Origin of the sequence: Pandoraea aquatica (assembly GCF_902459565.1) — a bacterium.
GTDB classification, from domain to species: domain Bacteria; phylum Pseudomonadota; class Gammaproteobacteria; order Burkholderiales; family Burkholderiaceae; genus Pandoraea; species Pandoraea aquatica.
Map to the genome: position 1 here is coordinate 350,795 of NZ_CABPSN010000003.1, position 22,870 is coordinate 373,664.

Genomic DNA, 22,870 nt, shown 5'->3' on the forward strand with positions numbered 1-22,870 from the left:
GCGTCGGCACCCAATACTTCAGGGCGCGCGCGGCGAATCGGTAAGGAGGTCGTCCAGCGTGTTGACATTGTAAAACGGACGCTCGTCACCGAAGTTAACTTGTACGGCCTTGTGGCGCGCCAACCACGCTCGCACACGGTGTTCCCCGGCCGCCAGCGTCGCGGCCAGATCGTCGGCCAGTGAGCGGTGCACAAGCGCGAATACCGGATGCGGCCCCTGAGCGGTTGCGGCATAGGCAGCCAACGGGCGCGGGTTGTCAGGCGTGCCGGGCATGTCGGCTTCCGGCATCGCGTTCAGCGCGGCGCAAAGCCGTTCGCCCAGATCGTCGGGAAGGTAAGGGGAGTCGCACGGTGCGGTGAGGACATAGTCCGTACATGCCGCGCGCAGTCCGGCCAGCATGCCCGCGAGAGGGCCGGCAAAATCCTGGATCTCGTCGCTGATCACGCCGTCCACAAGGTCGGTGCCGAGTGCCTCATAGGCATCGCGATTCCGGTTTGCGCTGACGAGCAATGCGCCAACCTGCGGACGCAGGCGAGCCATCGCATGCTCGACCAGAGGCCGTCCGGCGAAGGGCTGGAGACCCTTGTCACGCCCGCCCATGCGCTGACCGCGCCCGCCCGCCAGGATCAATCCGGTGATGTCGCTGCGGCGGATGGGCGTGTTCGTCATGGGGAAAGGTGGATGGCAGGCGTCAGGAGCGGTTCAGAGCGATGACACGTCCGGCCGCGTCGAACCAGACGGCGCCGTCGCCGAGCATCACCCCCTGATCGCGAGCGAACATCAGGCGAGGCACGGCCGCGCCGATGGTCCGTACGTAACCATCGGTGAATATCTCGTTATAGCGTGCAAGCAATGACTTCGGGTTCCGAAGAATGATCGTTTTGCCACGCAACGACACATGCAACGGGTAACGGATCGATTGTGCGACGACATCGCGCCGGTCGTCGAGCACACCCTTGCGGAACTGCGTCGCCGCGCGATTGATGGTTTCGTCGTCGTTCACGCCGGCCACGCCGTACAAGTGGTCGATCTTCCCGCTCTGGATGCTGGAAAGCGACAGATCGAACGGCACCGTGCGGCCGCTGCGCAGGTCCTTCCATTGACCGGAAATCACCTCGCACGACGACGATGCACCGCGCTGGCGATTGACGTCGTCCGCTGCGGCGAATTCGCCTTCGAAGGTGGCGCGCGGCATGCCGCCGGCGTCGAATTCGGTCAGATGCAGGTGCGACTTGTTCTCCAGCTTGCCGGTGAGTGCCGTGTCGCTTTGCGAGGACGCATTGGCGTACCGCCCGTCGAGCTTGCCGCCGGAGGTCGCGCGAAACACCAGTCGCAGCGGATTGCGTTCGCCGAGCTGACCGGTGTACGTCATGACATGGTTGGCAATGTTGCGATCGGACGGGTCGCAATCTGCATGGGCGAGCGCCGGCGTGAAGGCCGTGACGAGCATCGTCAGAGCACTCAGGCCGATGGCGATGAGGCGCGACGGGAAATGCAGGCGTGCACGGGCCGTGTTCAGGGCGTCACGTCGGGAAACACTGAGAAGAGAAGGCGAAGAGTCTCGGACGCGACTGGCGTCCGGGGCAACAGAAATCATGAGTCGAGAAGGAATTCGGTAAATCGATAGCAGCGTCGAAAGCAGTGCAGACGAACCGCACGGCGGCAAGGCCATAGGCCAGAGCGGTTATCCGCCGATGTAGGACATCTCCACTTTCGGTGGTGCGTCTTCCGGCAGGCCGGTGGCCGCCGTGCGCAAGGCTGAGTAGCGGTCGGTGCGCTTGTGCCAGATGTCGCCGATGACGGTCGAAATCTGCGCGTCGCTTGCGCCGTTACGCAGCAGCGTACGCAAGTCGTAACCCGAACTGGCGAACAGGCACAGGTACAACTTGCCTTCCGTAGACAGGCGGGCACGCGAACAAGTGCCGCAAAATGCGCGGGTGACCGAGGAAATGACACCGACTTCCCCACCGCCGTCGCGATATTGCCAGCGCTGCGCGGTCTCGCCTGCATAGTTGGCTTCGAGCGGTTCGACCGGCAGGGCGTCGTTCAGTCGGGCGATGACGTCGGCGGACGGCATCACTTCATCCATGCGCCAGCCGTTGGACGTGCCGACATCCATGTATTCGATGAAGCGCAGTACGACACCGCTGCCGTGGAAATGTCGCGCCATCGGCACGATTTCGGAGTCGTTGGTGCCCCGTTTGACGACCATGTTGACTTTGACCGGGCCGAGACCGACGTGCTGCGCCTCTGCGATGCCTTCGAGTACCTTGGCGACCGGAAAGTCGACGTCGTTCATCTGCCGGAAAATCGTGTCGTCGAGGCTGTCGAGACTGACCGTCACGCGGGTCAATCCGGCGTCCTTGAGCGACTGCGCACGACGCGCCAGCAACGAGCCATTCGTCGTGAGCGTGATGTCGATCGGTTTGCCCGATGGCGTGCGCAGGCGCGCCAGCATCTCGATCAGACGCTCGATGTGCTTGCGCAGCAGCGGCTCGCCGCCGGTCAGACGCAGCTTTTCCACGCCATGTTCCACGAACAGGCGCGCAGCGCGCTCGATTTCTTCGAAAGACAGCAGGGAAGATTGCGGCAGGAAGGCGTAGTCCTTGTCGAACACGTCCTTCGGCATGCAGTAGACGCAACGGAAGTTGCAACGATCCGTCACCGAGATCCGCAGATCGTGCAGCGGCCGTGCCAGCGCATCTTCGAGATGGCCGGTGGCAGCGCGCACTTGTGCGGGCATCTGCGGCGCATGCGTCGCATAACGCGTGTCGCTACGCAGATCGGTGAGTCGGATGATCGTTTCAGTCATGGTGGGGCCTTAGCTTGCGTCTCCATTCTAACGAATTGGCCTGATGGCCGCCGAAGTCGGCCCAATTCAGCCGACGTTAGCGACCGGGGTATCGGATATCGGTACCGAGGCCTTCGTTGTGAGACGTCAAACTCGTACTAAGGCAGAAGATACGGGCACGGCGAAACGAGCACAAGTCGGGACAACGCGGGGTTGCAAAGGGCGAGAGCGTCCCAAGGGCGCAGCCATGAAAAAAGGAGGCCGAAGCCTCCTTTTTTCTGGCATCACGCGGATTTCAGGTCCGTCGGGCGGACAAGTGCACCGTGAGGTGCCTCCGCCCAGACGTCACGTGAGATCGACGTCTTGCGCTGCCCGGTCACTCGATCAAGCCGTGTGGTTCGTCGAGTGCGTTTCTACCTGCTCCATCGGACCGCTGTTGAGCGGCGTGGACGGGCGGCGCTCACGCGGCACGTGCGGTGCCGGTGCAACCTGTGCCGCGGCTTCCTTGGCGGCACGGTGCTTGTCGGCATCCGTATGGACCCAGACCAGACCCACGCTTTGCAGCGTCGATTCCAGTGCGCCGCGTTCCAGCGTCGGGGCAACCGCCACCGGGGCAGCCTTCTGCGTCACGACTTCCGTCACAGCAGCCGCGGCTTCCATCACGACCGGTGCCACAGGGGCTGCCGGCGCGACTTCCACCGGCTTGGCGGTTTCGACCATCTGGACCGGTGCCGGGGGCGTCGTCGGCTGAACCGATTCGGCGACCGGGGCCGGTGCGGCTTCTGCCGGGGCGCTCGACGCGGCTGCCGTGGCGGCAATCTCCGTCAGGGCTGCGGCGGGAACCGTCGGCTGAGCCGGGGCAGGCGTGGCGACCGGCAGCGGTGCGCTGACCGGCGGCACGACCGGCGCGGCAGCCACTTCAGCGGCCGGCAGCGGTGCGACGTTGACCGGTGCGACCGGCGCGATCGTCGGTGCCTGCGTGACAGGTTCCGAAATCGGTTCCGAAATCGACTTCGACGGCACTTCCGGCGTTGCGGCCGGGGCGGCTTCCGTCACCGTAGCGACCGGTGCCGGGGCTTCGACCGGCGCGGCACGTGCCGGCGTCGGTTCTGCGTGAGCGACCGGTGCAATGGCTGCCGGTGCCGGAATGGCCGGCGTCGTAGCACGGACCAGTGCATCCGTCGCTGCGTTCTCGGCGGATTCGTCCGTCAGCACCGGTGCATGCGTGCCTTCGACCGCTTCCAGGGCTTCGCCTTCGACTTGTTCACCGTCGGCGTTCAGTTGCGATTCACCGGCTTCGCGCTCACGACGGCCACCACGACGACCGCGACGACGGCTGCGGCGACGTTCTTCACCGCCTTGTTCGCCTTCTTCGCCCGTTTGCGGTGCGCCTTCGACCTGAGCCGTCAGACGATCCTGATCCAGTTCTTCCTGCTCGGCGTTCAGCGGAGCAATCGGTGCGGCGCGTTGCGCAATGGCTTGCTGGCCTTCAGCGCCTTCGGCCTGACGACGGTCACGACGCTCGCCACGTTCACGACGGCTGCCACGTTCGCGGCCCTCACGGCCTTCACGCGGCTCACGACCTTCCTCGGCACGCACGTCTTGCGCCGGCTGGCGCTGGACGTCGTCGCGCTCGCGCTTGTCGCGGCCTTCCTGACGTTCCTGACGCTCATTACGGTCGCCGCGCTCGTTGCGTTCGTTGCGATCGCCACGGTCGTTACGTTCATTGCGCTCACCACGGTCCGCACGTTCTGCGCGTTCCGGACGCGTGCCACGACCCTCACGACCTTCGCGTGCCGGCTGGCCGGCGTTGTCCTTGCCCGCCTTGTTCTCGTCGCGGGCATTGCCACGGCGATTGCGGTTCTGCTGATGCGGACGCTCATGGCGCTCGCGCGGCGGACGAGCCGTCGGCTTGGCCGGCTCTTCGGCCTTGACCGGTGCGGGTGCGGCGGCACCCATACCGAACAGGCGCTTGATGAAACCGAAGAAACCACCGGTTGCCGGTGCGGCTGCGGCCGGTGCGGTCGCCTTGACAGGTTCCGGACGCGGTTGTGCGGCCGGTGCCGGCTGCTCGGGCGTGATGCCCTTGACAGCAGCTTCCTGACGCGGACGCGCATCTTCCTTCTTCTTGCTGTAGCCGGCCGGATCTTCTTCCAGCGAGCGTGCAGCCTCTTCGGCGAGCGCGTAGCTGGCCTTCGGGGCATCCAGGCGCGGATCGTCGAAGCGCAGGCGCTCCAGCTTGTAATGCGGCGTTTCGAGATGCTTGTTCGGGATCAACAGCACGCCAACCTTGAAGCGCGCTTCGATCTTGTTGATTTCCTGACGCTTTTCGTTGAGCAGGAACGCCGAGACTTCGACCGGCACCTGGCAGTGGATCGCTGCCGTGTGCTCCTTCATCGCCTCTTCCTGGATGATGCGCAGGACTTGCAGTGCCGACGATTCGGCATCGCGGATGTGGCCGGTGCCGTTGCAGCGCGGGCAGGTCACGTGCGTGCCTTCCGACAGCGACGGACGCAGACGCTGACGCGACAGCTCCATCAGGCCGAAACGCGAGATCTTGCCCATCTGGACGCGTGCACGGTCGTGCTTGAGCGCATCCTTCACACGTTGTTCGACTTCACGCTGGCTCTTGGCCGACTCCATGTCGATGAAGTCGATCACGATCAGACCGCCGAGGTCGCGCAGACGCAACTGGCGCGCGACTTCGTCTGCGGCTTCCAGGTTGGTGCGCAGGGCGGTTTCTTCGATGTCGGCGCCCTTGGTGGCGCGTGCCGAGTTCACGTCGATGGAGACGAGTGCTTCGGTGTGATCGATCACGATCGCGCCGCCCGAGGGCAGCGGTACCTGACGCGAGTAAGCCGTCTCGATCTGGTGTTCGATCTGGAAACGGGAGAACAGCGGCACGTCGTCGCGGTACTGCTTCACGCGATTGAGGTGATCGGGCATGACCACCTGCATGAAGTTGCGTGCTTGTTCGGAGATTTCTTCCGTATCGATGAGGATTTCACCGATATCCGGCTGGAAGTAGTCGCGGATGGCGCGGATGACCAGGCTCGATTCGAGATAGATCAGGGCCGAGTCGCGCGGCAGTTCGATGTTCGCAGCAGCGCCTTCGACAGCGTGCCAGAGTTGCAGCAGGTAGTTCAGGTCCCACTGCAGTTCTTCGGCCGAGCGGCCGATGCCTGCGGTGCGGGCGATGATGCTCATGCCTTCCGGCAGTTCGAGCTGACCCATCGTCTCGCGCAGTTCCTGACGGTCTTCGCCTTCGATACGACGCGAAACACCACCGCCACGCGGGTTGTTCGGCATCAGCACCAGATAGCGGCCAGCCAGGGAAATGAACGTCGTGAGGGCTGCGCCCTTGTTGCCGCGCTCTTCCTTTTCGACCTGAACGATGAGTTCCTGGCCTTCGGAGAGGGCGTCCTGAATGCGCGCATTGCGCACATCGGCACCTTCGCGGAAGTACGCGCGGGCGACTTCCTTGAACGGCAGGAAGCCGTGGCGGCCTTCGCCGTAGTTGACGAAGCAGGCTTCGAGAGAGGGTTCGATACGGGTGATGACACCCTTGTAGATATTGCCTTTACGCTGTTCGCGTCCGGCCGTCTCGATATCGATGTCGATGAGTTTTTGCCCATCGACGATTGCCACGCGCAGTTCTTCCTGCTGCGTGGCGTTAAACAACATGCGTTTCATGAAAACGACTCCCACCCGCCGCAGTTGCCAATGCGCAGTGCGTCGGGCACGTATCACTCGAGTTATCCAACACGCGAGGTTCGAGCCGGGAGTGGAAGAATTGCCGGGGGGTCCGGGCGATGAGGCCGACGGACGCTATGGCGCCAGGAATACGTTTTCGCGCTCACCCGGATCCGCCGGGCCACCGGAAAACACCGGCTCGGCGCGGATCACTTCGGGCTTGCAGTCCATACCAATAGAAACTGGACGAGAAACTTCATCAGCGTTTTCTCGGGGCGCCTGCCGACACTTATTCTTCTTGTGACGGCGCCTCACTTCGACTTTTTGCGCGAACGATATTCACAAAGCGATCAGCTCGGACAATGGAGCCCGGGCTGATCGCCAAAAAATTCTATAACCACCAACTCTATCCGCGTCACACGCGCTCGACCGAAGCGGCCTATGGGCCCACTTCCTGCCGTCGCTGCGTGACGTGCGTGCGCTCGCTGCTCCAGGGTCACCGGACGAGCAGCCTGCCCGGGGTGCAAGTAAAATACCGTTTTGGGGTATGCACCGACAGAGGTGGGGATTTGGCATGATTCCCGCTACCGCCATCTCTGTCGGACAAATTATATTCATAATGAATGAGTTAGGCAAAAGTCGGCAGAAAATGGTTGCGCCGGCGTCCGCACCGCAGGTTCGTCTCGTCGAAGTCGACGACGGCTCGGCCGGCCAACGTATCGATAATTTCCTGTTGCGTGAGTGCAAAGGGGTACCGAAAAGCCACGTCTATCGCATTCTGCGTAGCGGGGAAGTCCGCGTAAACAAAGGGCGAGTAGACGCAGCCTATCGACTTGTCATTGGCGATATCGTCCGCATTCCGCCGGTCCGGATGGCCACGCCCGACCCCGAGGCCAAGGCCCATGTCCCGGCCGCCACCTTCCCTGTCCTGTTCGAAGACGACTACCTCATGGCCATCGATAAGCCGGCCGGCGTGGCCGTGCATGGCGGCAGCGGGGTGTCGTTCGGGGTGATCGAGCAATTGCGTCAGGCGCTGCCGCATCTGAAATTCCTGGAGCTGGTGCACCGCCTGGATCGCGAGACCTCCGGCATCCTGTTGCTCGCGAAAAAGCGTGCGGCGCTGGTCGGCATGCACGAGCAGATCCGTCACAACCGGATGGACAAGCGCTATCTCGCCTGTGTCACGGGCGAATGGCGCGACCCGAAGCGTGCGGTCAAGGCACCGCTATATAAATATGTCACCGCCGAGGGCGAACGCCGGGTGCGGGTGCAGGAAGACGGGCAGGCATCGCACACTGTATTTCGCATGGTGGAATCGTTGCCGCCCTATACGTTGCTCGAAGCGGAACTGAAGACGGGGCGCACCCATCAGATTCGAGTTCACCTGGCGCATTGCGGCACGCCTATCGTCGGCGACGACAAATACGGCGACTTCACGCTGAACAAGAATCTGGCGCGGCCCGGCGTCCGCCCCGGTATCAAGCGGATGTTCCTGCATGCTTACCGGCTGAAGTTCACGCACCCCGTGCTGGACACGCCGATTGCGTTGGAAGCGGCGTTGCCGCCAGAATGTGAGCAATTCCTGAATCAACTTCGAACCACCACCGCTGATGCCAAGCTCTGAATTTGACCTGGTCGTGTTCGACTGGGACGGGACGTTGATGGACTCGACGCCCACGATTACCCGTTGCATCCAGGCGGCTTGCCGAGATCTCGGCCTGCCGGTGCCGACGGACGAGCTGGCGAGCCACGTCATTGGCCTCGGGTTGCGCGACGCGCTGCAAATGGCCGTCCCCTCGCTCGATCCAGCACACTATCCGCGCCTGTCGGAGCGCTATCGCTTTCACTATTTGATAGGTGACAAGGAGACGGTGCTGTTCCCGGGCGTTCGTGAGTTGCTCGACGAGTTGCGCTCGCGCGGGCGTTTCCTCGCCGTGGCGACGGGCAAGTCGCGGGTCGGACTGAACCGGGCGCTCGAGTCCGCCGGTCTGATGCGAATGTTCGACGCGACCCGTTGCGCCGATGAGACATTCTCGAAGCCGCACCCGGCCATGTTGCAAGAGCTGACGCGCGAGCTCGGTCAGGATCTGCGCCGTACCGTCATGATCGGCGACACCACGCACGATTTGCAGATGGCGCGCAGCGCCGGCGCGGCGGGCGTGGGCGTGGCCTACGGTGGCGCGCATCCGCTGGATCAACTGGCCGCACTCGAACCGGCGTACTGTGCCAGTAGCGTGGCCGAGCTGCGCGAGTGGCTGCTGGAGCGCGTGTGAGCGACGTTGCACTTCCCACGATGCCGCTACCGATCTGCGCGGGCAATGCGCTGGAAGACGGCGGGCTCGGGGTTCGCTTCGAGGTGCTCGTCGGCGGCCGGCCGACGCCGGCATTCGTGATTCGTTACGACGGGCGGGTCTACGGCTATCTCAATCAGTGCGCCCACGTGCCGATGGAGCTGGACTGGTCCGAGGGGCAGTTCTTCGAGGCGGGCGGCTTATACTTGATGTGCGCAACGCATGGTGCGACGTACGAACCCGATACCGGGCTTTGCGTGGGCGGACCGTGCCGTGGCGGGGCATTGCAGCCGTTGCGCGTCGAGGAACAGCCCGCCGCATCGAACGAGCCGGGCGCGTCGACGACCGTCGTCTGGTGGCCGGAGGCCGGTATTGCGGCACCTGAAACGTCAACGTCCTGACAAAACATTCGCATCTGGTGCTAAGTTGCTTCAAACGTTGCTGAGCGGTCCAATGTCTGTCTCGCCTGTCTCGTCTTTCACCCAAGTCTCTGGATAACGTATGGCCGACTCCTTGCCGCCTGATTCACCGCGCTCCGAACCCGGTTTCACGCCGCCCGGTGGGCGTTCGCCACAGGCGTCCGGTGCGGGCCGCGATTCCCATGAGGTCAAGCCGTGGGAGCGCGAAATGCTGGAAAAGGTCTTGATGGCTGGCATTCGCGAACAACGTGCCGCGCGACGCTGGAAGATATTCTTCCGTCTGCTGATCCTGGCGGTCATTGCGTTTGTCGTGTGGTCGGTCTTCGACTTCGATGGCGGGAGTTCGACCTCGGTCGGATCGACCACCGGTAAGCACACTGCGCTTGTCACGCTGAGCGGGGAACTTGCTGCAGACGGTCAGGCGAGCGCGCAGAAGATCAACGCTGCACTGGAATCGGCGTTCGAAGACAAATCGGCTGCCGGTGTGATCCTGCGCATCAACAGCCCGGGCGGTAGTCCGGTGCAAGCGGGCATGATCTACGACGACATTGCCCGTTTGCGTGCGAAATACCCGAAGAAGCCGATTTATGTCGTGGTCGAGGAGATGTGCGCCTCCGGCGGCTATTACGTGGCGGCCGCCGCCGACAAGATTTACGTCGACAAGGCGAGCATCGTCGGCTCCATCGGCGTGTTGATGGACGGCTTCGGCTTCACCGGCTTGATGGATAAGCTGGGCGTGGAGCGCCGTCTGCTGACGGCGGGGCGAAACAAGGGCTTCCTCGATCCGTTCTCTCCGCAGACCGATCAGCAGAAGACGTACGCGCTGGACATGCTCGAACAGGTCCATCAACAGTTCATCACGGCGGTCAAAAAGGGCCGTGGCGACCGTCTGAAGGATGATCCGGATCTGTTCAGCGGCCTGTTCTGGACGGGCCAGCGTTCCGTCGAACTGGGGTTGGCCGACGGTCTCGGCACGGTCGACTCCGTGGCGCGCGATGTGCTCAAGGCCCCCGATCTGGTCGACTACACCGTTAAGGAAAACCTGCCTGAACGCATGGCGCGGCGCTTTGGTGCGGCAGTGGGCGCGGCGGCGATGAAGACGATGCTCATGGGCACCGCGCTGACGATGAAGTAACCGTTACTTAACGTTAGGCTGAGCCGTCTATCCCTGGGTGGCACAACGGCAAGAACGAAAAACCCCACGGAAGCCGGATTTCCGTGGGGTTTTCTTATTTCCGTCCGGTTATCGCGTTATTGCGCCAAAAACAGAAAAATCGCAGGGCGTTTGTGCAGATCGACGCTGGCATGCGGCCATCCTTTGACCCGGTGCGTCACGATTTGCTCTGCATCTTGCGTGACATCGACGGCCACGCAAAGCAGCGTGGAGGCGTCGCAGCTTTGCAGTAGGGCGTCGAGCATCGCTTTGTTGCGGTAGGGCGTCTCGATGAAGATCTGCGTCTGCTTTTCCTTGCGCGAGCGTTGTTCGAGCTCACGCAGACGCTTGGTGCGCTCGCCCGCATCCGTCGGCAAATAGCCGTGAAAGGCGAAGCTTTGGCCGTTAAGTCCGCTGGCCATCAGGGCGAGAAGAATCGAGCTGGGGCCGACGAATGGCACCACCCGCACGCCCTTTTCATGGGCGCGACGTACCAGCAGCGCCCCCGGATCGGCTACAGCCGGGCAGCCGGCCTCCGACACGAGGCCGCCATCTGCGCCTGCCAGAATCGGTGCGAGCAGGGCGTCGATGGCGGCATCGGGCGTATTGACGTTCAGCTCACGGATATCGATTTCCTGGATCGGCGTGCCGACGCCCACCAGTTTCAGAAACGCGCGCGTGCTTTTGGCCTGTTCGCCGACGAAGTATTTCAGTCCGGCGGTTACTGTGCGGACCTCTTCGGGCAGCACCGCCGGCAGCCCGCCCCGGGTGTTCGTGCCGAGTGTGTTGGGAATCAGATACAGCGTGCCGCTCATGCTGCGCTCCCTTGCTGTGCAACGCCGGGGCCGGGCAGGGCGATGCCGGCATGCATCAGCATGGTCGTGAGGGCAATCAGCGGGAGGCCGATGAGCGCCGTCGGGTCGTCGTTTTCGATAGTTTCGAGCAACATGATGCCGAGCCCTTCGGATTTGGCGCTGCCTGCGCAGTCATAAGGCGTTTCTGCGTGAAGGTAAGCCGCCAGCACGTTATCGGGCAGATCGCGGAACTTCACCCGCGTTACGACGTCTTTGGCTTGGCTCTCGCCGTTACGGGCGTCGTAGACGCACAGGGCGGAGTGGAACTCGACCACTTTGCCGCGCATGCCGCGCAGTTGCGCCATGGCGTTCTCGAAATTGCCGGGCTTGCCGATCTGCCGGCCTTCGAAGGTTGCGACCTGATCGGAGCCGATGATGACGGCACCGGGGTGGCGGGCCGCGACGGCTTGCGCCTTCTGGCGGGCCAGTCGCAGCGAGGTGTCGTGCGGTGTTTCGCCGGTGGTGGGCGTCTCATCGATGTCCGGGACATCAACCGAGAACGGCAGGCGCAGGCGCTCAAGCAGTTCGCGGCGATAGCGTGATCCGGAGGCCAGGATCAGCGATGGCAGGGGCTGTGCGGTCATCGGGTTTAAGTGTTTGACGAGAAACGAAAAACTATTTAGAATTCACGGCTTTTGCAATCTGGCGCTCGGTCTCGCCAGCCTGCGCGGTACCGGTTCCAACGCCTGAAAGTGGCGTCGAATCAAGGCGCTGCGGGTGGCAGGGGGCATGAAATGCGGTCAGATGCGCCAAGGCAAGGATGAGCGTGATGAACGAATATATCGTCGATCTGTTCGAATTCGCGCGTACCGGCCGGGTGGCGGAAGGTGACGTGCAGCTTGCGGCATTGCCGCGCATGGTAACCGAAGTGCCGGCCGAAGTCTCGGCATCGGGACATGCTCAGGGCGTGTTTCACTGGCGTGCGGAAGGGGCGGAGAAGCCCGTGCTGCGTGCGGATGGCAAGCCCACCGTCAAGCAGTTTCTGACGCTCACGGTCGAAGGCCCGATGTGGCTCGAATGCCAGCGTTGCCTCACGCCGTACCAGGAGTCGCTCGACTCGGAAACGACGTTCGAGATCGTGCCTGACGAAGCTGCGGCAGAAGCGCGTCCTCTCGACGAAGACGAACTCGAAGCGCTGGTCGGCTCCAAACATTTCGATTTGCGCGAGCTGATCGAAGAAGAATTGCTGTTGGCTTTGCCTATCGTCCCGAAGCATGAGGTTTGTCCGAGTGTTCACGATAGTCTGGCCACCGGAAGCGACGGGTTGGCAGAGCCGGCTCCGGAGCCCGAAGAAGAGGATAAGCCGTCTCCGTTCGCGGCGCTGGCAGCGCTCAAGCGCTCGCCGGACAAGGACGGAAAGTAATGTGCGGCCGGATTTCCGGCTCACCAAAGAACATGTTTGCGTTAGTCGCACAGGTCGGGCCGACAGGCCGACACCGTAGGGCGGCGCTCGAACTGTGTTAAAATTTCGCGATATTTTGAGGAGTTATCATGGCCGTTCAACAGAACAAGAAGTCGCCGTCGAAGCGCGGCATGCACCGTTCGCACGATTTCCTGACCGCACCGTCGACCGCCGTCGAACCGACGTCGGGTGAGACGCACCTGCGTCACCACATCTCGCCGAACGGTTTCTACCGTGGTCGCAAGGTCATCAAGACCAAGAACGACTAATTCGGCCCTCAAGGCGATACGCGCCCATCATGGCGCTGTTTGATCGTCCGATGTGGCAAAAGCGGCACTCATCCTGCCGCTTTTTTTGTTACCTGTACCGCAAGCCAATCACGTCGACATGACAGTCACCCTGACGATCGATTGTATGGGCGGAGACCACGGCCCATCGGTGACGGTGCCGGCTGCGGTTCGCTTCGTGCAATCCACCGACGATGTCGAACTTGTGCTGGTCGGGCAGCAGGAGATCATCAACGCGCAGCTCGCGAAGCTTCGTGTGACGGATCACCCGCGCCTGTCCGTCGTCAATGCGAGTGAAGTCGTCGCCATGGACGACTCGGTCGAGACCGCGCTGCGCAAGAAGAAAGACTCTTCGATGCGCGTGGCGCTCAATCTGGTCAAGGAAGCGCGCGCGCAGGCCTGCGTGTCCGCCGGGAATACCGGCGCGCTGATGGCCGTCTCGCGTTACGTCCTCAAGACGCTGCCCGGTATCGAGCGCCCGGCGATTGCCACGGTGCTGCCGAACGAGAAGGGCGGCTACACGACGATGCTCGATCTGGGCGCCAACGTCGACTGCGAACCGACTCACCTGCTGCAATTCGCCGAAATGGGCCACGCGCTCGTCGCGGCGGTCGATGGCAAGGAACGTCCGTCGATCGGCCTGCTCAACATTGGCGAAGAAGTCATCAAAGGCAACGACGTCATCAAGCAGGCGGGCGAGCTGCTGCGCGGCTCCACGCTGAATTTCTACGGCAACGTGGAAGGCAACGACATTTATCGCGGCACGACCGATATCGTCGTCTGCGATGGTTTCGTCGGCAACGTTGCGCTCAAAACCTCCGAAGGCCTGGCACAGATGCTTGGCGACATGATCCGCGAAGAGTTCACCCGTACATGGTGGACGAAGGTGATTGCCGTCATCGCACTGCCGATTCTCACTCGCTTCAAGAACCGCGTCGATCATCGCCGTTACAACGGTGCTGCGTTGCTCGGGTTGCGTGCGCTCGTCATCAAGAGCCACGGTTCCGCCGATGCCTACTCGTTTGAATGGGCCATCAAACGCGGCTATGATGCAGTTCGCAACGGTGTGCTTGACCGTCTGTCGCACGCCATGCAAGAGAATCAGACCCAGCTCCAGGACAACAAGCCGGTGAGCGCCATTCCGGCGCTCTGAAGCCGGTCCCGCCCCGGTGCGCTAACCGACCATAAGATGACCCAGTCCGCGATTTATTCCCGTGTCGTCGGCACCGGCAGCTACCTGCCGGCACGACGCGTGACCAATCAGCAGTTGGCAGAAGAGCTTGCCACCCGAGGCATCGAGACGAGTGACGAGTGGATCGTCGCCCGTACCGGTATTCAGGCGCGTCATTTCGCCGCGCCCGACCAGACGAGCAGCGATATGGCGGTGGAAGCCGCCAAGCGTGCGCTCGACATGGCAGGACTGAACGCCGACCAGATCGACCTGATCATGGTGGCCACGTCCACACCCGATTTCGTGTTCCCGAGTACGGCCTGCCTCGTGCAGACGAAGCTCGGCATCACCAACGGTTGCGCCGCGTTCGACATTCAGGCCGTTTGCTCGGGCTTCGCTTACGCGATGGCGACGGCCGACAACTTTATCCGCTCGGGCGCTTACCGCAACGTGCTTGTGATCGGTGCGGAAACGTTCTCGCGCATTCTCGATTTCAATGACCGTACGACGTGCGTGCTGTTTGGCGACGGCGCGGGTGCGGTCGTGCTGCAAGCGTCCAGCGAGCCGGGCATTCTTTCGAGCGCACTGCACGCGGACGGCAGCCATTCGAACATCCTCTGCGTGCCTGGCAATGTGAGCGGTGGTGCGGTGCAGGGTGAAGCATTCCTTTATATGGATGGTCAGGCGGTGTTCAAGCTGGCCGTCAAGGTACTCGAGAAGGTGGCTCACGAGGCCCTCGAGAAGGCTGGGCTGGAAGCGTCGGCGATCGACTGGCTGATTCCGCATCAGGCCAATCTTCGCATCATGACGAGCACGGCCCGCAAGCTGGGCGCCGAAGAGAAAATGGTCGTGACCGTCGACCAGCACGGCAATACTTCCGCTGCATCGATTCCGCTCGCACTCGACGTCGCCGTTCGCGACGGTCGTATCAAAGCCGGCCAGAACGTCATGATCGAAGGCGTCGGTGGCGGCTTTACGTGGGGCGCGGTGCTGTTCCGCATGTAACGTCACGGCGCCGTAGCGCCACGCGAACCCGCTGCGCTTTGTGAGGTGCGGCATCGGCGGTGCGCGTGGGAACGCTCTCTTGCGCGTCGTTGCGGCGCGCTAAGATACGCCGCCATGTTTTCCGAATCTGACTGTAAAACCAGCCGCTATGACATTCGCTTTCGTTTTCCCGGGACAAGGATCCCAATCGGTGGGCATGCTCGACGCTTTTGCGGACAACGCCGTCGTGCGCGAAACGCTTGCCGAAGCTTCGGACGCCCTCGGGCAGGACATCGCCAAGCTGATCGCCGCCGGCCCCGCCGAAGAACTCAACCTCACGACCAACACACAGCCGGTGATGCTCACCGCTGCCTACGCGATGTACCGCGCGTGGCTGGCTGAAGGTGGCGCAACGCCGGCTTTCGTCGCAGGCCATAGCCTCGGTGAATACACGGCACTGGTCGCCGCTGGCGTCATCGCATTCAAGGACGCCGTGCCGCTCGTGCGTTTTCGCGCGCAGGCCATGCAGGAAGCCGTGCCGGTCGGTCAAGGCGGTATGGCCGCGATTCTCGGTCTGGACGACGACACCGTTCGCACCGTCTGCGCCGAAGCATCGGCGGCGGGCGTGGTCGAGGCCGTCAACTTCAATGCGCCGGCACAAGTCGTGATCGCTGGCGCCAAGGCGGGTGTGGAAAAGGCTTGCGAGCTGGCCAAGGCCGCAGGTGCCAAGCGCGCGCTCGTGCTGCCGGTGTCCGCGCCGTTCCATTCGTCGCTGCTCAAGCCTGCGTCGGATCGTCTGCGAGAGTATCTGGCTAGCGTGACGTTTAACTCGCCGCAGGTCCCGCTCGTCAATAACGTAGATGTGGCCGTCGAAACCGACGTCGCTCGCATCAAGGACGCGTTGGTGCGTCAGGCGGCCGCGCCGGTGCGCTGGGTCGAATCGGTCAAGTGGCTCGCCGCGCAAGGCGTGACGCAAGTGGTCGAGTGCGGTCCGGGCAAGGTGCTCACCGGCCTGACCAAGCGCATCGACGGCAATCTCACGGGTTTGGCGGTCACCGATCCGGCCTCGCTGGCCGATGTGCGCGCCCAACTCTCGTAAGCCATAGGCAAGGGTAATTCTTTCATGAGCAAGCAACTCGAAAACCTCGTGGCGCTGGTGACCGGCGCTTCGCGCGGCATCGGTCGTGCCATCGCCCTCGAACTGGCTCGCCAGGGGGCGACGGTCGTAGGCACCGCCACCAGCGAAGCCGGTGCGCAAGGCATCGATGCCTATTTCGCAGAAGCCGGTGTCGCGGGCAAGGGCATTGTCCTGAATGTGACCGACGCCGAAGGCGTGGCCGCAGCGCTGGACGACATCCTCAAACAACACGGCAAGCTCGACATCCTCGTCAATAACGCTGGCATCACCCGCGATAACCTCGCGATGCGGATGAAGGACGATGAGTGGGACGACGTGATCGACACGAACCTCAAGGCGATCTTCCGTCTGTCGCGCGCTGTCATTAAGCCGATGATGAAGGCGCGTAGCGGCCGGATCATCAATGTGACGTCGGTGGTCGGCTCTGCGGGCAACCCGGGGCAGGCCAACTACGCTGCTGCGAAGGCCGGTGTGTCGGGTATGTCGCGTTCGCTGGCCGCCGAGATCGGCAGCCGAAACATCACGGTCAACTGTGTGGCCCCTGGTTTTATCGACACCGATATGACCAAGGCACTGGGCGAAGCGCAGCACGAAGCGCTCAAAGCGCGCATTCCGCTGGGCCGTCTGGGCGCGCCGGAAGATATCGCCAATGCGGTGGCGTTCCTCGCGTCTCCGCAGGCCGGTTACATTACCGGCACTACGCTTCACGTGAACGGTGGCATGTTCATGAATTAAGGAAGATGTGCGCAGATTGTGGTGAAATTCCATGATTTTGCGCGACATTGAACATTATTTGGCGCATGCTAACTTTGCTTGGCAAACCTGTTAAAATGCGCGCACTTGTCTGAACTAACTACCCCGGAGGGTTTGAATGGATAACATCGAGAGCCGCGTCAAGAAGATCGTCGCCGAACAACTTGGCGTCGCGGAAGCCGACATTAAGAACGAATCCAGCTTCGTGAACGATCTCGGCGCTGACTCGCTCGATACGGTTGAGCTGGTGATGGCCTTGGAAGAAGAGTTCGAGATCGAGATCCCGGACGAAGAAGCAGAAAAGATCACCACCGTGCAACAAGCTATCGATTTCGCCTCGTCGCAGAAGAAGGCGTAATTCGTACGGATAGCCTGATTGGCCGGGATGCCGACCGGCTCCTGGCGTCGGGCATGCCTGTCAGCCGCAGGGAGCGCAGGGTCGGACCTTGTCGCCTCTGTGGCTTTTGTTTTGTATGACCCAGCAGAAGAAGGGGAGTATCGTGAGTCGTCGTCGCGTCGTCATTACCGGTCTGGGCCTGATCTCGCCGGTCGGCAACACTGTTGCCGAAGGTTGGGAAAATCTGGTCGCGGGCCGTTCGGGCATCGCCAACATCACGAAGTTCGATGCGAGCGAGTTCAAAGTTCGCTTCGCAGGCGAAGTCAAAAACTTCGAGACAGAGAAGTATCTGTCGACCAAGGAAGCTCGCCGTATGGATACGTTTATCCATTACGGTCTGGCAGCCGGCATTCAGGCGTTTGAGGATAGCGGCCTGCAAATCACCGCAGAGAACGCAGAACGCATCGGTGTCCTCGTTGGCTCCGGGATCGGTGGTCTGCCGATGATCGAGGATACGCACGACGACCTGATCAAGGGTGGTCCGCGCAAGATCTCTCCCTTCTTCGTGCCGGGTTCGATCATCAATATGATCTCCGGTCATCTGTCGATCAAGTACGGCCTGAAGGGCCCGAACCTTGCCATCGTCACGGCTTGCACGACCGGTCTGCACTGTATCGGCCAGGCTGCACGCATGATTCAGTACGGCGATGCGGATGCCGTGCTCGCCGGTGGTGCCGAATCGACGGTGTCGCCGCTGGGTATTGGCGGTTTCGCTGCGATGACCGCACTGTCCACACGTAACGACGACCCGGCGACGGCCAGCCGTCCGTGGGACAAGGATCGCGACGGCTTCGTGCTGGGCGAAGGCGCTGGCGTGATGATGGTCGAAGAGTACGAGCACGCCAAGGCGCGCGGTGCCAAGATCTACGCCGAACTCACGGGTTTCGGCATGAGCGCCGACGCGTATCACATGACCGCACCGTGCGAAGACGGTGACGGCGCACTGCGTGCCATGACGAACGCGCTGCGCGATGCCGGCCTGAACGCCGACTCGGTCAACTATGTGAATGCGCACGGCACGTCGACGCCGTTGGGCGATATCGCCGAGACGGTCGCGGTTAAGCGTCTGATGGGCGATGCGGCCAAGCGCGTCGTGGTGAATTCGACCAAGTCGATGACCGGCCACTTGCTGGGCGGTGCAGGCGGCCTGGAATCGGTGTTCACCGTGCTGGCCGTTCATCATCAGAAATCGCCGCCGACGATCAATATCTTCAATCAGGATCCGGCTTGCGACCTCGACTACTGCGCAAATACGGCCCGTGACATGAAAATTGATGTCGCGTTGAAGAACTCTTTCGGATTTGGCGGGACTAACGGCACGCTGGTCTTCCAGCGAGTCTAAGTTCGCGGGACGCCCCGCAGGCGTCCCGTCCCGCTGACCCACGCTCCGGTGAGTGTGCCCGGGCGTGCGGCGTCAAAGACACTTCCAGCCGTGGTGGCCAGTGCTGCCACGGTGCAATTGGGCCCGTTCGGGCCCGGCAGCCAGAGAAAATACGGATCCAAATCAGGTGAGTGAACGAGAAATCGACCAAGCGCTCGTTGAGCGCGTGCAGAAAGGCGACAAAGCCGCCTTCGAGCTGTTGGTCGCGAAATATCACCGCAAGATCATCCGCCTCGTATCGCGGCTCGTGCGCGACGCCGCCGAGGTCGAGGATGTGACGCAGGAGGCCTTTATCAAGGCCTACCGCGCCTTGCCGCAGTTTCGCGGCGAGTCGGCGTTCTATACCTGGTTGTATCGTATTGCTGTCAACACGGCGAAAAACCACCTGGCGACCCAGGGACGTCGTGCACCGACTTCGACTGAAGCGAACGCTGAAGAAGCTGAAACTTTTGCCGAGGCCGATCAACTAAGGGATATCAACACGCCTGAGTCGATGCTGATGAGCAAGCAGATTGCTCAAACGGTCAACACAGCGATGGAGGCTTTGCCCGATGAACTTCGGACGGCAATTACCCTGCGAGAAATCGAAGGGTTGAGCTACGAAGAGATCGCCGAAGCCATGGGGTGCCCGATCGGAACGGTCCGTTCGCGAATTTTCCGGGCGCGTGAAGCGATTGCCAGCCGGCTCAGGCCGCTGCTGGACACGCCTGACGGTAAGCGCTGGTGAGCGCGCCGCCGGGGAAGTTATTTTCGTTGGGGGATATCATGGGATCAGCGACGGTGCAAACGCAGCGGGGGCTGCAAGCCGAGCGGATTTCCGCGTTGATGGACGGGGAATTCGATCCGGACGAACTGGCCGCCCTGCTGGACGAGGCTGACGCCTCGGGCCGGCCTCTGTGGGACGACTACCATCTGATCGGGGACGCATTGCGTTCCGATGAACTGACGCTGCCGCGTTCGGAGTCTGCCTTTATGGCCTCCTTCGCCGCGCGTCTCGAAGCCGAGCCGCACCTGCTCGCGCCGGCCGCACTGGCCGACGCTCAGGCAGCGACAGCGGCGGGCGCAAAAGCCGGCGGCTCGCGTGTCACGCGAATCAATCCTTTCCTGCGCGTTCGTCGCGTCCTGCCGACGGCCGCTGCCGCCGCTGCAGTCGCTGCGTTGTCGTGGGTCGTGGTGCCGCGTCTGCAGGATCATCCGGCAGGTGGCGCGCAACCGCAGGTGCTCGCTCAGACCGCTGCGCCGGCTGCGAGCGGTTCCAGCCTCACGCGTGTGGCGCTGTCGCAGCAGCCGCAAGCCGCTGTGGCCGCCAACGGTGCGGGTGCGCCGAACGATGTGATCGTGCTGCGCGATGCGCGTCTCGACCAGTATCTCGCGGCTCACCAGCAATATGCGCCGGCCCCGATCGGTCAGAGCGTTTCCCCTTACATGCGAGCCTCGGCGCAAGCGGACGAATAAATGCAGCGCCTGAGTATCGAATCCTTGCCGCGTGCGCCCTTCGGGCGCACTTTCTTCTTGTTTGCATTCCTGCTGGCGAGCACCCTGCAAACGCAGGCGTGGGCGCAGGCCTCCGCGTCCACCGACCCACTGGTCGAGAAACGCGAAGTCAGTGCGTGGCTCAACAAGATCCACCGTGCGGCGCAAACGCAAAACTACATCGGCACCTTCGTGTATCAGCGTGGTTCGACCATGCGTTCGTCGAAGATCAGTCACTTCGCCGAGAAGGGTAACGAGTACGAAGAACTGGAGACGCTCGACGGACGTCAGCGTCGCATTCTTCGTCAGAACGAAGATGTCTACACGCTGATTCCCGAGCAGAAGACCGTCTTCCAGGAAAAGCGCGAGAGCAAGGACTCGTTCCCCGCATTGCTCGCGACGCCCAATCGCGACGTGCTCGACTACTACGCCCCGAAGCTGCTGCCGAACGAACGGATGGCAGGCTTCGATTGCATGGTGATCGAGCTCACGCCGAAAGACGATTACCGTTTCGGTTATCGCTTGTGGGCCGATCGCAACACCGGTTTGTTGCTGCGCGCGCAGACGCTCGATGCCGAGGGTCATCTGCTGGAGCAGGCGGCGTTCTCGCAAATCTCGATCGGCGTGCCGAGCGAGAAGGCGCGAATCGTCCACGCGATTCAGGCCACACACGGCTGGCATGTCGTGAAGCCGCAGATTGCGACGACGCGCCTGTCGGACGCTGGCTGGAGCATCGACGTCGACAAGAAGGTACCGGGATTCAAGGCCGTGCGGGAAGTGCGTCGTACGATGCGCTCGACGGCTGACGGCAAACCGCTGGAAGTCCAGCAGGTGGTATATTCCGACGGCATGGCCGGACTTTCGGTGTTTATCGAGCCGGCCACGCGTGAGCGCAAGGAAGGCCACGGTAGCGCCGGAGCGACGAACATCCTCATCAAGCGCTATGGTGACTTCTGGCTGACCTTGCTCGGCGAAGTGCCGCAGGCAACCCTGCAACAGTTCGCATCCAGCATCGAGTACAAACAGCCGGCGAAGTGACCGGCTGTCGGGTGGGCCGCAACCGGTAACGGTGCGGTCCGGGCAGCGAGGCAGACGTGACGCGACAGTGCGTTGAGTGCCGGACTGCCCTCAGGGATTCCGAGACTTTCGCGCACCACGATCTTCCAATGAAGAAGACTCTCCTGCTTCGTGTCATCCTCGGCGGCGCCATTGCCGCCCAATTGGCGGGAGCCCCCGCCGCTTTTGCTGCGCCGGCCTCGGCACCGAGCGGCGGATCGACATCGTCGAACGCACCGCTTGTCAGCAATCTTCCCGATTTCACTCAGCTCGTCGATCGCGTCGGCCCGGCCGTCGTGAACATTCGGACGACCGAGCGCGTTAGCCGCAATCAGCGCGGTTTGCCGCCCGGTATGGACGACGACATGGCCGAGCTGTTCCGCCGCTTCTTCGGCGTGCCCATGCCGCAGCAGCCGGGCCCGAAGGGTGGTACGCCGAAACGCGGCCAGCCCCAGCCGGATGAAGAGCAGAACAGTGGCGTGGGTTCGGGCTTCATTGTCTCGAACGACGGCTACATTCTGACGAACGCACACGTGGTCGATGGTGCGGACAGCATCTACGTCACCCTGACCGACAAGCGCGAGTTCAAGGCAAAGCTGGTCGGCGCGGACAAGCGTACCGACGTCGCCGTGGTCAAGGTGGAAGCGAAGGACCTGCCGACAGTGCCTGTCGGCGACTCGAACAAGCTGCGCGTGGGCGAGTGGGTGGTGGCGATCGGATCGCCGTTCGGTCTCGAAAATACGGTAACCGCGGGCATCGTGTCGGCTAAGGGCCGTGACACGGGCGATTATCTGCCGTTCATCCAGACGGATGTGGCCGTGAACCCGGGCAACTCGGGTGGTCCGCTGATCAATATGCGTGGCGAGGTCGTGGGCATCAACTCGATGATCTACAGCCAGACCGGCGGCTTCATGGGCATTTCGTTCGCGATTCCGATCGACGAAGTGATGCGCGTGGTCGATCAGCTCAAGAAGACGGGCAAGGTCGTGCGCGGCCGTATCGGCGTGGCGATCAGCGAAGTGAGCAAGGATGTGGCCGATTCGCTGGGTTTGCCGCGTGCTCAGGGCGCGCTGGTGCGCAGTATCGAGCCGGGCAGCCCGGCCGAGAAGGCGGGCGTGCAGCCAGGCGACATCATCATGAAGTTCGAAGGCCGTCCGGTCGATCACGCGACGGACCTGCCGCGTATGGTCGGCGAGACGAAGCCGGGGTCGAGCGCAACGCTGCAAGTTCTGCGCAAGGGCAAGAATCAGGATCTGAAGATCACGATTGCCGAGGCCGATACGGATACGCCCAAGGCGTCGAAAGCTCAGGGCGGCAGTGCCGAAGCGCCGCATCCGAACGCGTTGGGGCTGGTCGTCTCCGATCTGACCGAAGCGCAGAAGAAGGACCTGAAGCTGCGTGGCGGCGTGCAGGTCGAACTGGCGGAAGGCCCGGCGGGCCGTGCCGGGCTCCAGCAGGGTGACATCATTCTGCGAGTGGGCGATGCCGACATCGCCAATGCCAAGCAGTTCGAGGATGTGGTGAAGGCGCTCGATCCGAAGCGTCTGGTGCCGATCCTGGTGCGCCGTGGCGATGCGACGCAGTTCGTGCCGCTGCGCCCGCGTGCGCAGGGCAGCAAGTAAGCCAG

At 62.6% G+C, this 22,870-nt stretch carries 22 protein-coding genes; 16 read left to right on the forward strand and 6 right to left on the reverse strand.

Going from position 1 to position 22,870, the window contains the following annotated elements; genetic code table 11:
- Window positions 1-18: 18 nt before the first annotated feature.
- From mobA to PAQ31011_RS12385, 4 genes are all read right to left on the reverse strand, one after another.
- Complete coding sequence (gene mobA, locus PAQ31011_RS12370) at window positions 19-669, reverse strand: molybdenum cofactor guanylyltransferase MobA (RefSeq protein ID WP_150576116.1); 651 nt, start codon at window positions 667-669, stop codon at window positions 19-21.
- A gap of 22 nt (window positions 670-691) precedes the next feature.
- Window positions 692-1,450, reverse strand: coding sequence for a hypothetical protein (locus tag PAQ31011_RS12375; RefSeq protein ID WP_150576117.1), 759 nt, complete (start codon window positions 1,448-1,450; stop codon window positions 692-694).
- Window positions 1,451-1,684: 234 nt separating this feature from the next.
- The gene (gene moaA / locus PAQ31011_RS12380; RefSeq protein WP_150576118.1) at window positions 1,685-2,812 is read right to left on the reverse strand and encodes a GTP 3',8-cyclase MoaA; all 1,128 of its coding nucleotides are present in this window, start codon (window positions 2,810-2,812) and stop codon (window positions 1,685-1,687) included.
- A 363-nt stretch (window positions 2,813-3,175) separates the two neighbouring features.
- Window positions 3,176-6,484, reverse strand: a complete 3,309-nt coding sequence (locus PAQ31011_RS12385; RefSeq protein ID WP_150576119.1) for an Rne/Rng family ribonuclease — start codon at window positions 6,482-6,484, stop codon at window positions 3,176-3,178.
- A gap of 619 nt (window positions 6,485-7,103) precedes the next feature.
- On the opposite strand from PAQ31011_RS12385, the gene PAQ31011_RS12390 reads away from it, so the two are divergent.
- From PAQ31011_RS12390 to PAQ31011_RS12405, 4 genes are all read left to right on the forward strand, one after another.
- Window positions 7,104-8,108: an RluA family pseudouridine synthase gene (locus tag PAQ31011_RS12390; RefSeq protein ID WP_150576440.1), complete on the forward strand. Its 1,005-nt coding sequence runs from the start codon at window positions 7,104-7,106 to the stop codon at window positions 8,106-8,108.
- A complete protein-coding gene (locus PAQ31011_RS12395) occupies window positions 8,095-8,757 on the forward strand; it encodes an HAD-IA family hydrolase (RefSeq protein WP_150576120.1) in 663 nt (220 codons plus the stop codon). The genes PAQ31011_RS12390 and PAQ31011_RS12395 overlap by 14 nt, the downstream gene beginning before the upstream one ends.
- 20 nt (window positions 8,758-8,777) lie before the next feature.
- A complete protein-coding gene (locus PAQ31011_RS12400; protein ID WP_150576441.1) occupies window positions 8,778-9,176 on the forward strand; it encodes a Rieske (2Fe-2S) protein in 399 nt (132 codons plus the stop codon).
- A gap of 100 nt (window positions 9,177-9,276) precedes the next feature.
- The gene (locus PAQ31011_RS12405; protein WP_150576121.1) at window positions 9,277-10,329 is read left to right on the forward strand and encodes a S49 family peptidase; all 1,053 of its coding nucleotides are present in this window, start codon (window positions 9,277-9,279) and stop codon (window positions 10,327-10,329) included.
- A gap of 116 nt (window positions 10,330-10,445) precedes the next feature.
- Here the strand turns inward: PAQ31011_RS12405 and PAQ31011_RS12410 are convergent, their stop codons facing one another.
- Window positions 10,446-11,162 carry an SAM-dependent methyltransferase gene (locus PAQ31011_RS12410; protein WP_150576122.1) on the reverse strand — a complete coding sequence of 239 codons (717 nt, stop codon included), beginning with the start codon at window positions 11,160-11,162 and terminating at the stop codon, window positions 10,446-10,448.
- Entirely contained in the window at window positions 11,159-11,785 is a 627-nt protein-coding gene (locus PAQ31011_RS12415) for a Maf-like protein (protein WP_150576123.1), read from the reverse strand. Before PAQ31011_RS12415 ends, PAQ31011_RS12410 begins: the two co-directional genes overlap by 4 nt.
- A 176-nt stretch (window positions 11,786-11,961) precedes the next feature.
- Between PAQ31011_RS12415 and PAQ31011_RS12420 the strand changes: the two genes are divergently transcribed.
- From PAQ31011_RS12420 to PAQ31011_RS12475, 12 genes are all read left to right on the forward strand, one after another.
- Window positions 11,962-12,564 carry a YceD family protein gene (locus PAQ31011_RS12420; protein ID WP_150576124.1) on the forward strand — a complete coding sequence of 201 codons (603 nt, stop codon included), beginning with the start codon at window positions 11,962-11,964 and terminating at the stop codon, window positions 12,562-12,564.
- A gap of 128 nt (window positions 12,565-12,692) precedes the next feature.
- Complete coding sequence (gene rpmF / locus PAQ31011_RS12425) at window positions 12,693-12,872, forward strand: 50S ribosomal protein L32 (protein ID WP_023594409.1); 180 nt, start codon at window positions 12,693-12,695, stop codon at window positions 12,870-12,872.
- 118 nt (window positions 12,873-12,990) lie between these two features.
- Entirely contained in the window at window positions 12,991-14,043 is a 1,053-nt protein-coding gene (gene plsX, locus PAQ31011_RS12430; RefSeq protein ID WP_052253356.1) for a phosphate acyltransferase PlsX, read from the forward strand.
- 36 nt (window positions 14,044-14,079) lie between these two features.
- Entirely contained in the window at window positions 14,080-15,066 is a 987-nt protein-coding gene (locus tag PAQ31011_RS12435) for a beta-ketoacyl-ACP synthase III (RefSeq protein WP_150576125.1), read from the forward strand.
- Window positions 15,067-15,214: 148 nt separating this feature from the next.
- Window positions 15,215-16,144, forward strand: a complete 930-nt coding sequence (fabD, locus tag PAQ31011_RS12440) for an ACP S-malonyltransferase (protein ID WP_150576126.1) — start codon at window positions 15,215-15,217, stop codon at window positions 16,142-16,144.
- Window positions 16,145-16,168: 24 nt separating this feature from the next.
- Window positions 16,169-16,918 (forward strand): 3-oxoacyl-ACP reductase FabG, encoded by a 750-nt coding sequence (gene fabG, locus PAQ31011_RS12445; RefSeq protein ID WP_039401231.1) that lies wholly within the window; start codon window positions 16,169-16,171, stop codon window positions 16,916-16,918.
- A gap of 136 nt (window positions 16,919-17,054) precedes the next feature.
- The gene (acpP, locus tag PAQ31011_RS12450) at window positions 17,055-17,294 is read left to right on the forward strand and encodes an acyl carrier protein (RefSeq protein WP_150576127.1); all 240 of its coding nucleotides are present in this window, start codon (window positions 17,055-17,057) and stop codon (window positions 17,292-17,294) included.
- Between the two features lie 142 nt (window positions 17,295-17,436).
- Window positions 17,437-18,675: a beta-ketoacyl-ACP synthase II gene (gene fabF / locus PAQ31011_RS12455; RefSeq protein ID WP_150576128.1), complete on the forward strand. Its 1,239-nt coding sequence runs from the start codon at window positions 17,437-17,439 to the stop codon at window positions 18,673-18,675.
- 166 nt (window positions 18,676-18,841) lie between these two features.
- Window positions 18,842-19,441 carry an RNA polymerase sigma factor RpoE gene (rpoE, locus tag PAQ31011_RS12460; RefSeq protein ID WP_010805230.1) on the forward strand — a complete coding sequence of 200 codons (600 nt, stop codon included), beginning with the start codon at window positions 18,842-18,844 and terminating at the stop codon, window positions 19,439-19,441.
- 38 nt (window positions 19,442-19,479) lie between these two features.
- Entirely contained in the window at window positions 19,480-20,169 is a 690-nt protein-coding gene (locus tag PAQ31011_RS12465) for a sigma-E factor negative regulatory protein (RefSeq protein WP_150576129.1), read from the forward strand.
- Window positions 20,170-21,225: a MucB/RseB C-terminal domain-containing protein gene (locus PAQ31011_RS12470; protein WP_039401223.1), complete on the forward strand. Its 1,056-nt coding sequence runs from the start codon at window positions 20,170-20,172 to the stop codon at window positions 21,223-21,225.
- 128 nt (window positions 21,226-21,353) lie between these two features.
- Window positions 21,354-22,865: a DegQ family serine endoprotease gene (locus tag PAQ31011_RS12475; protein WP_150576130.1), complete on the forward strand. Its 1,512-nt coding sequence runs from the start codon at window positions 21,354-21,356 to the stop codon at window positions 22,863-22,865.
- Window positions 22,866-22,870 lie beyond the last annotated feature (5 nt).

Bases quoted from the DNA above. Each gene is read 5' to 3' on its own strand.
- mobA (WP_150576116.1), bottom strand. From the start codon at position 669: ATGACGAACACGCCCATCCGCCGCAGCGACATCACCGGATTGATCCTG.
- PAQ31011_RS12375 (WP_150576117.1), bottom strand. From the start codon at position 1,450: ATGCTCGTCACGGCCTTCACGCCGGCGCTCGCCCATGCAGATTGCGAC.
- moaA (WP_150576118.1), bottom strand. From the start codon at position 2,812: ATGACTGAAACGATCATCCGACTCACCGATCTGCGTAGCGACACGCGT.
- PAQ31011_RS12385 (WP_150576119.1), bottom strand. From the start codon at position 6,484: ATGAAACGCATGTTGTTTAACGCCACGCAGCAGGAAGAACTGCGCGTG.
- PAQ31011_RS12390 (WP_150576440.1), top strand. From the start codon at position 7,104: ATGAATGAGTTAGGCAAAAGTCGGCAGAAAATGGTTGCGCCGGCGTCC.
- PAQ31011_RS12395 (WP_150576120.1), top strand. From the start codon at position 8,095: ATGCCAAGCTCTGAATTTGACCTGGTCGTGTTCGACTGGGACGGGACG.
- PAQ31011_RS12400 (WP_150576441.1), top strand. From the start codon at position 8,778: ATGCCGCTACCGATCTGCGCGGGCAATGCGCTGGAAGACGGCGGGCTC.
- PAQ31011_RS12405 (WP_150576121.1), top strand. From the start codon at position 9,277: ATGGCCGACTCCTTGCCGCCTGATTCACCGCGCTCCGAACCCGGTTTC.
- PAQ31011_RS12410 (WP_150576122.1), bottom strand. From the start codon at position 11,162: ATGAGCGGCACGCTGTATCTGATTCCCAACACACTCGGCACGAACACC.
- PAQ31011_RS12415 (WP_150576123.1), bottom strand. From the start codon at position 11,785: ATGACCGCACAGCCCCTGCCATCGCTGATCCTGGCCTCCGGATCACGC.
- PAQ31011_RS12420 (WP_150576124.1), top strand. From the start codon at position 11,962: ATGAGCGTGATGAACGAATATATCGTCGATCTGTTCGAATTCGCGCGT.
- rpmF (WP_023594409.1), top strand. From the start codon at position 12,693: ATGGCCGTTCAACAGAACAAGAAGTCGCCGTCGAAGCGCGGCATGCAC.
- plsX (WP_052253356.1), top strand. From the start codon at position 12,991: ATGACAGTCACCCTGACGATCGATTGTATGGGCGGAGACCACGGCCCA.
- PAQ31011_RS12435 (WP_150576125.1), top strand. From the start codon at position 14,080: ATGACCCAGTCCGCGATTTATTCCCGTGTCGTCGGCACCGGCAGCTAC.
- fabD (WP_150576126.1), top strand. From the start codon at position 15,215: ATGACATTCGCTTTCGTTTTCCCGGGACAAGGATCCCAATCGGTGGGC.
- fabG (WP_039401231.1), top strand. From the start codon at position 16,169: ATGAGCAAGCAACTCGAAAACCTCGTGGCGCTGGTGACCGGCGCTTCG.
- acpP (WP_150576127.1), top strand. From the start codon at position 17,055: ATGGATAACATCGAGAGCCGCGTCAAGAAGATCGTCGCCGAACAACTT.
- PAQ31011_RS12465 (WP_150576129.1), top strand. From the start codon at position 19,480: ATGGGATCAGCGACGGTGCAAACGCAGCGGGGGCTGCAAGCCGAGCGG.
- PAQ31011_RS12470 (WP_039401223.1), top strand. From the start codon at position 20,170: ATGCAGCGCCTGAGTATCGAATCCTTGCCGCGTGCGCCCTTCGGGCGC.
- PAQ31011_RS12475 (WP_150576130.1), top strand. From the start codon at position 21,354: ATGAAGAAGACTCTCCTGCTTCGTGTCATCCTCGGCGGCGCCATTGCC.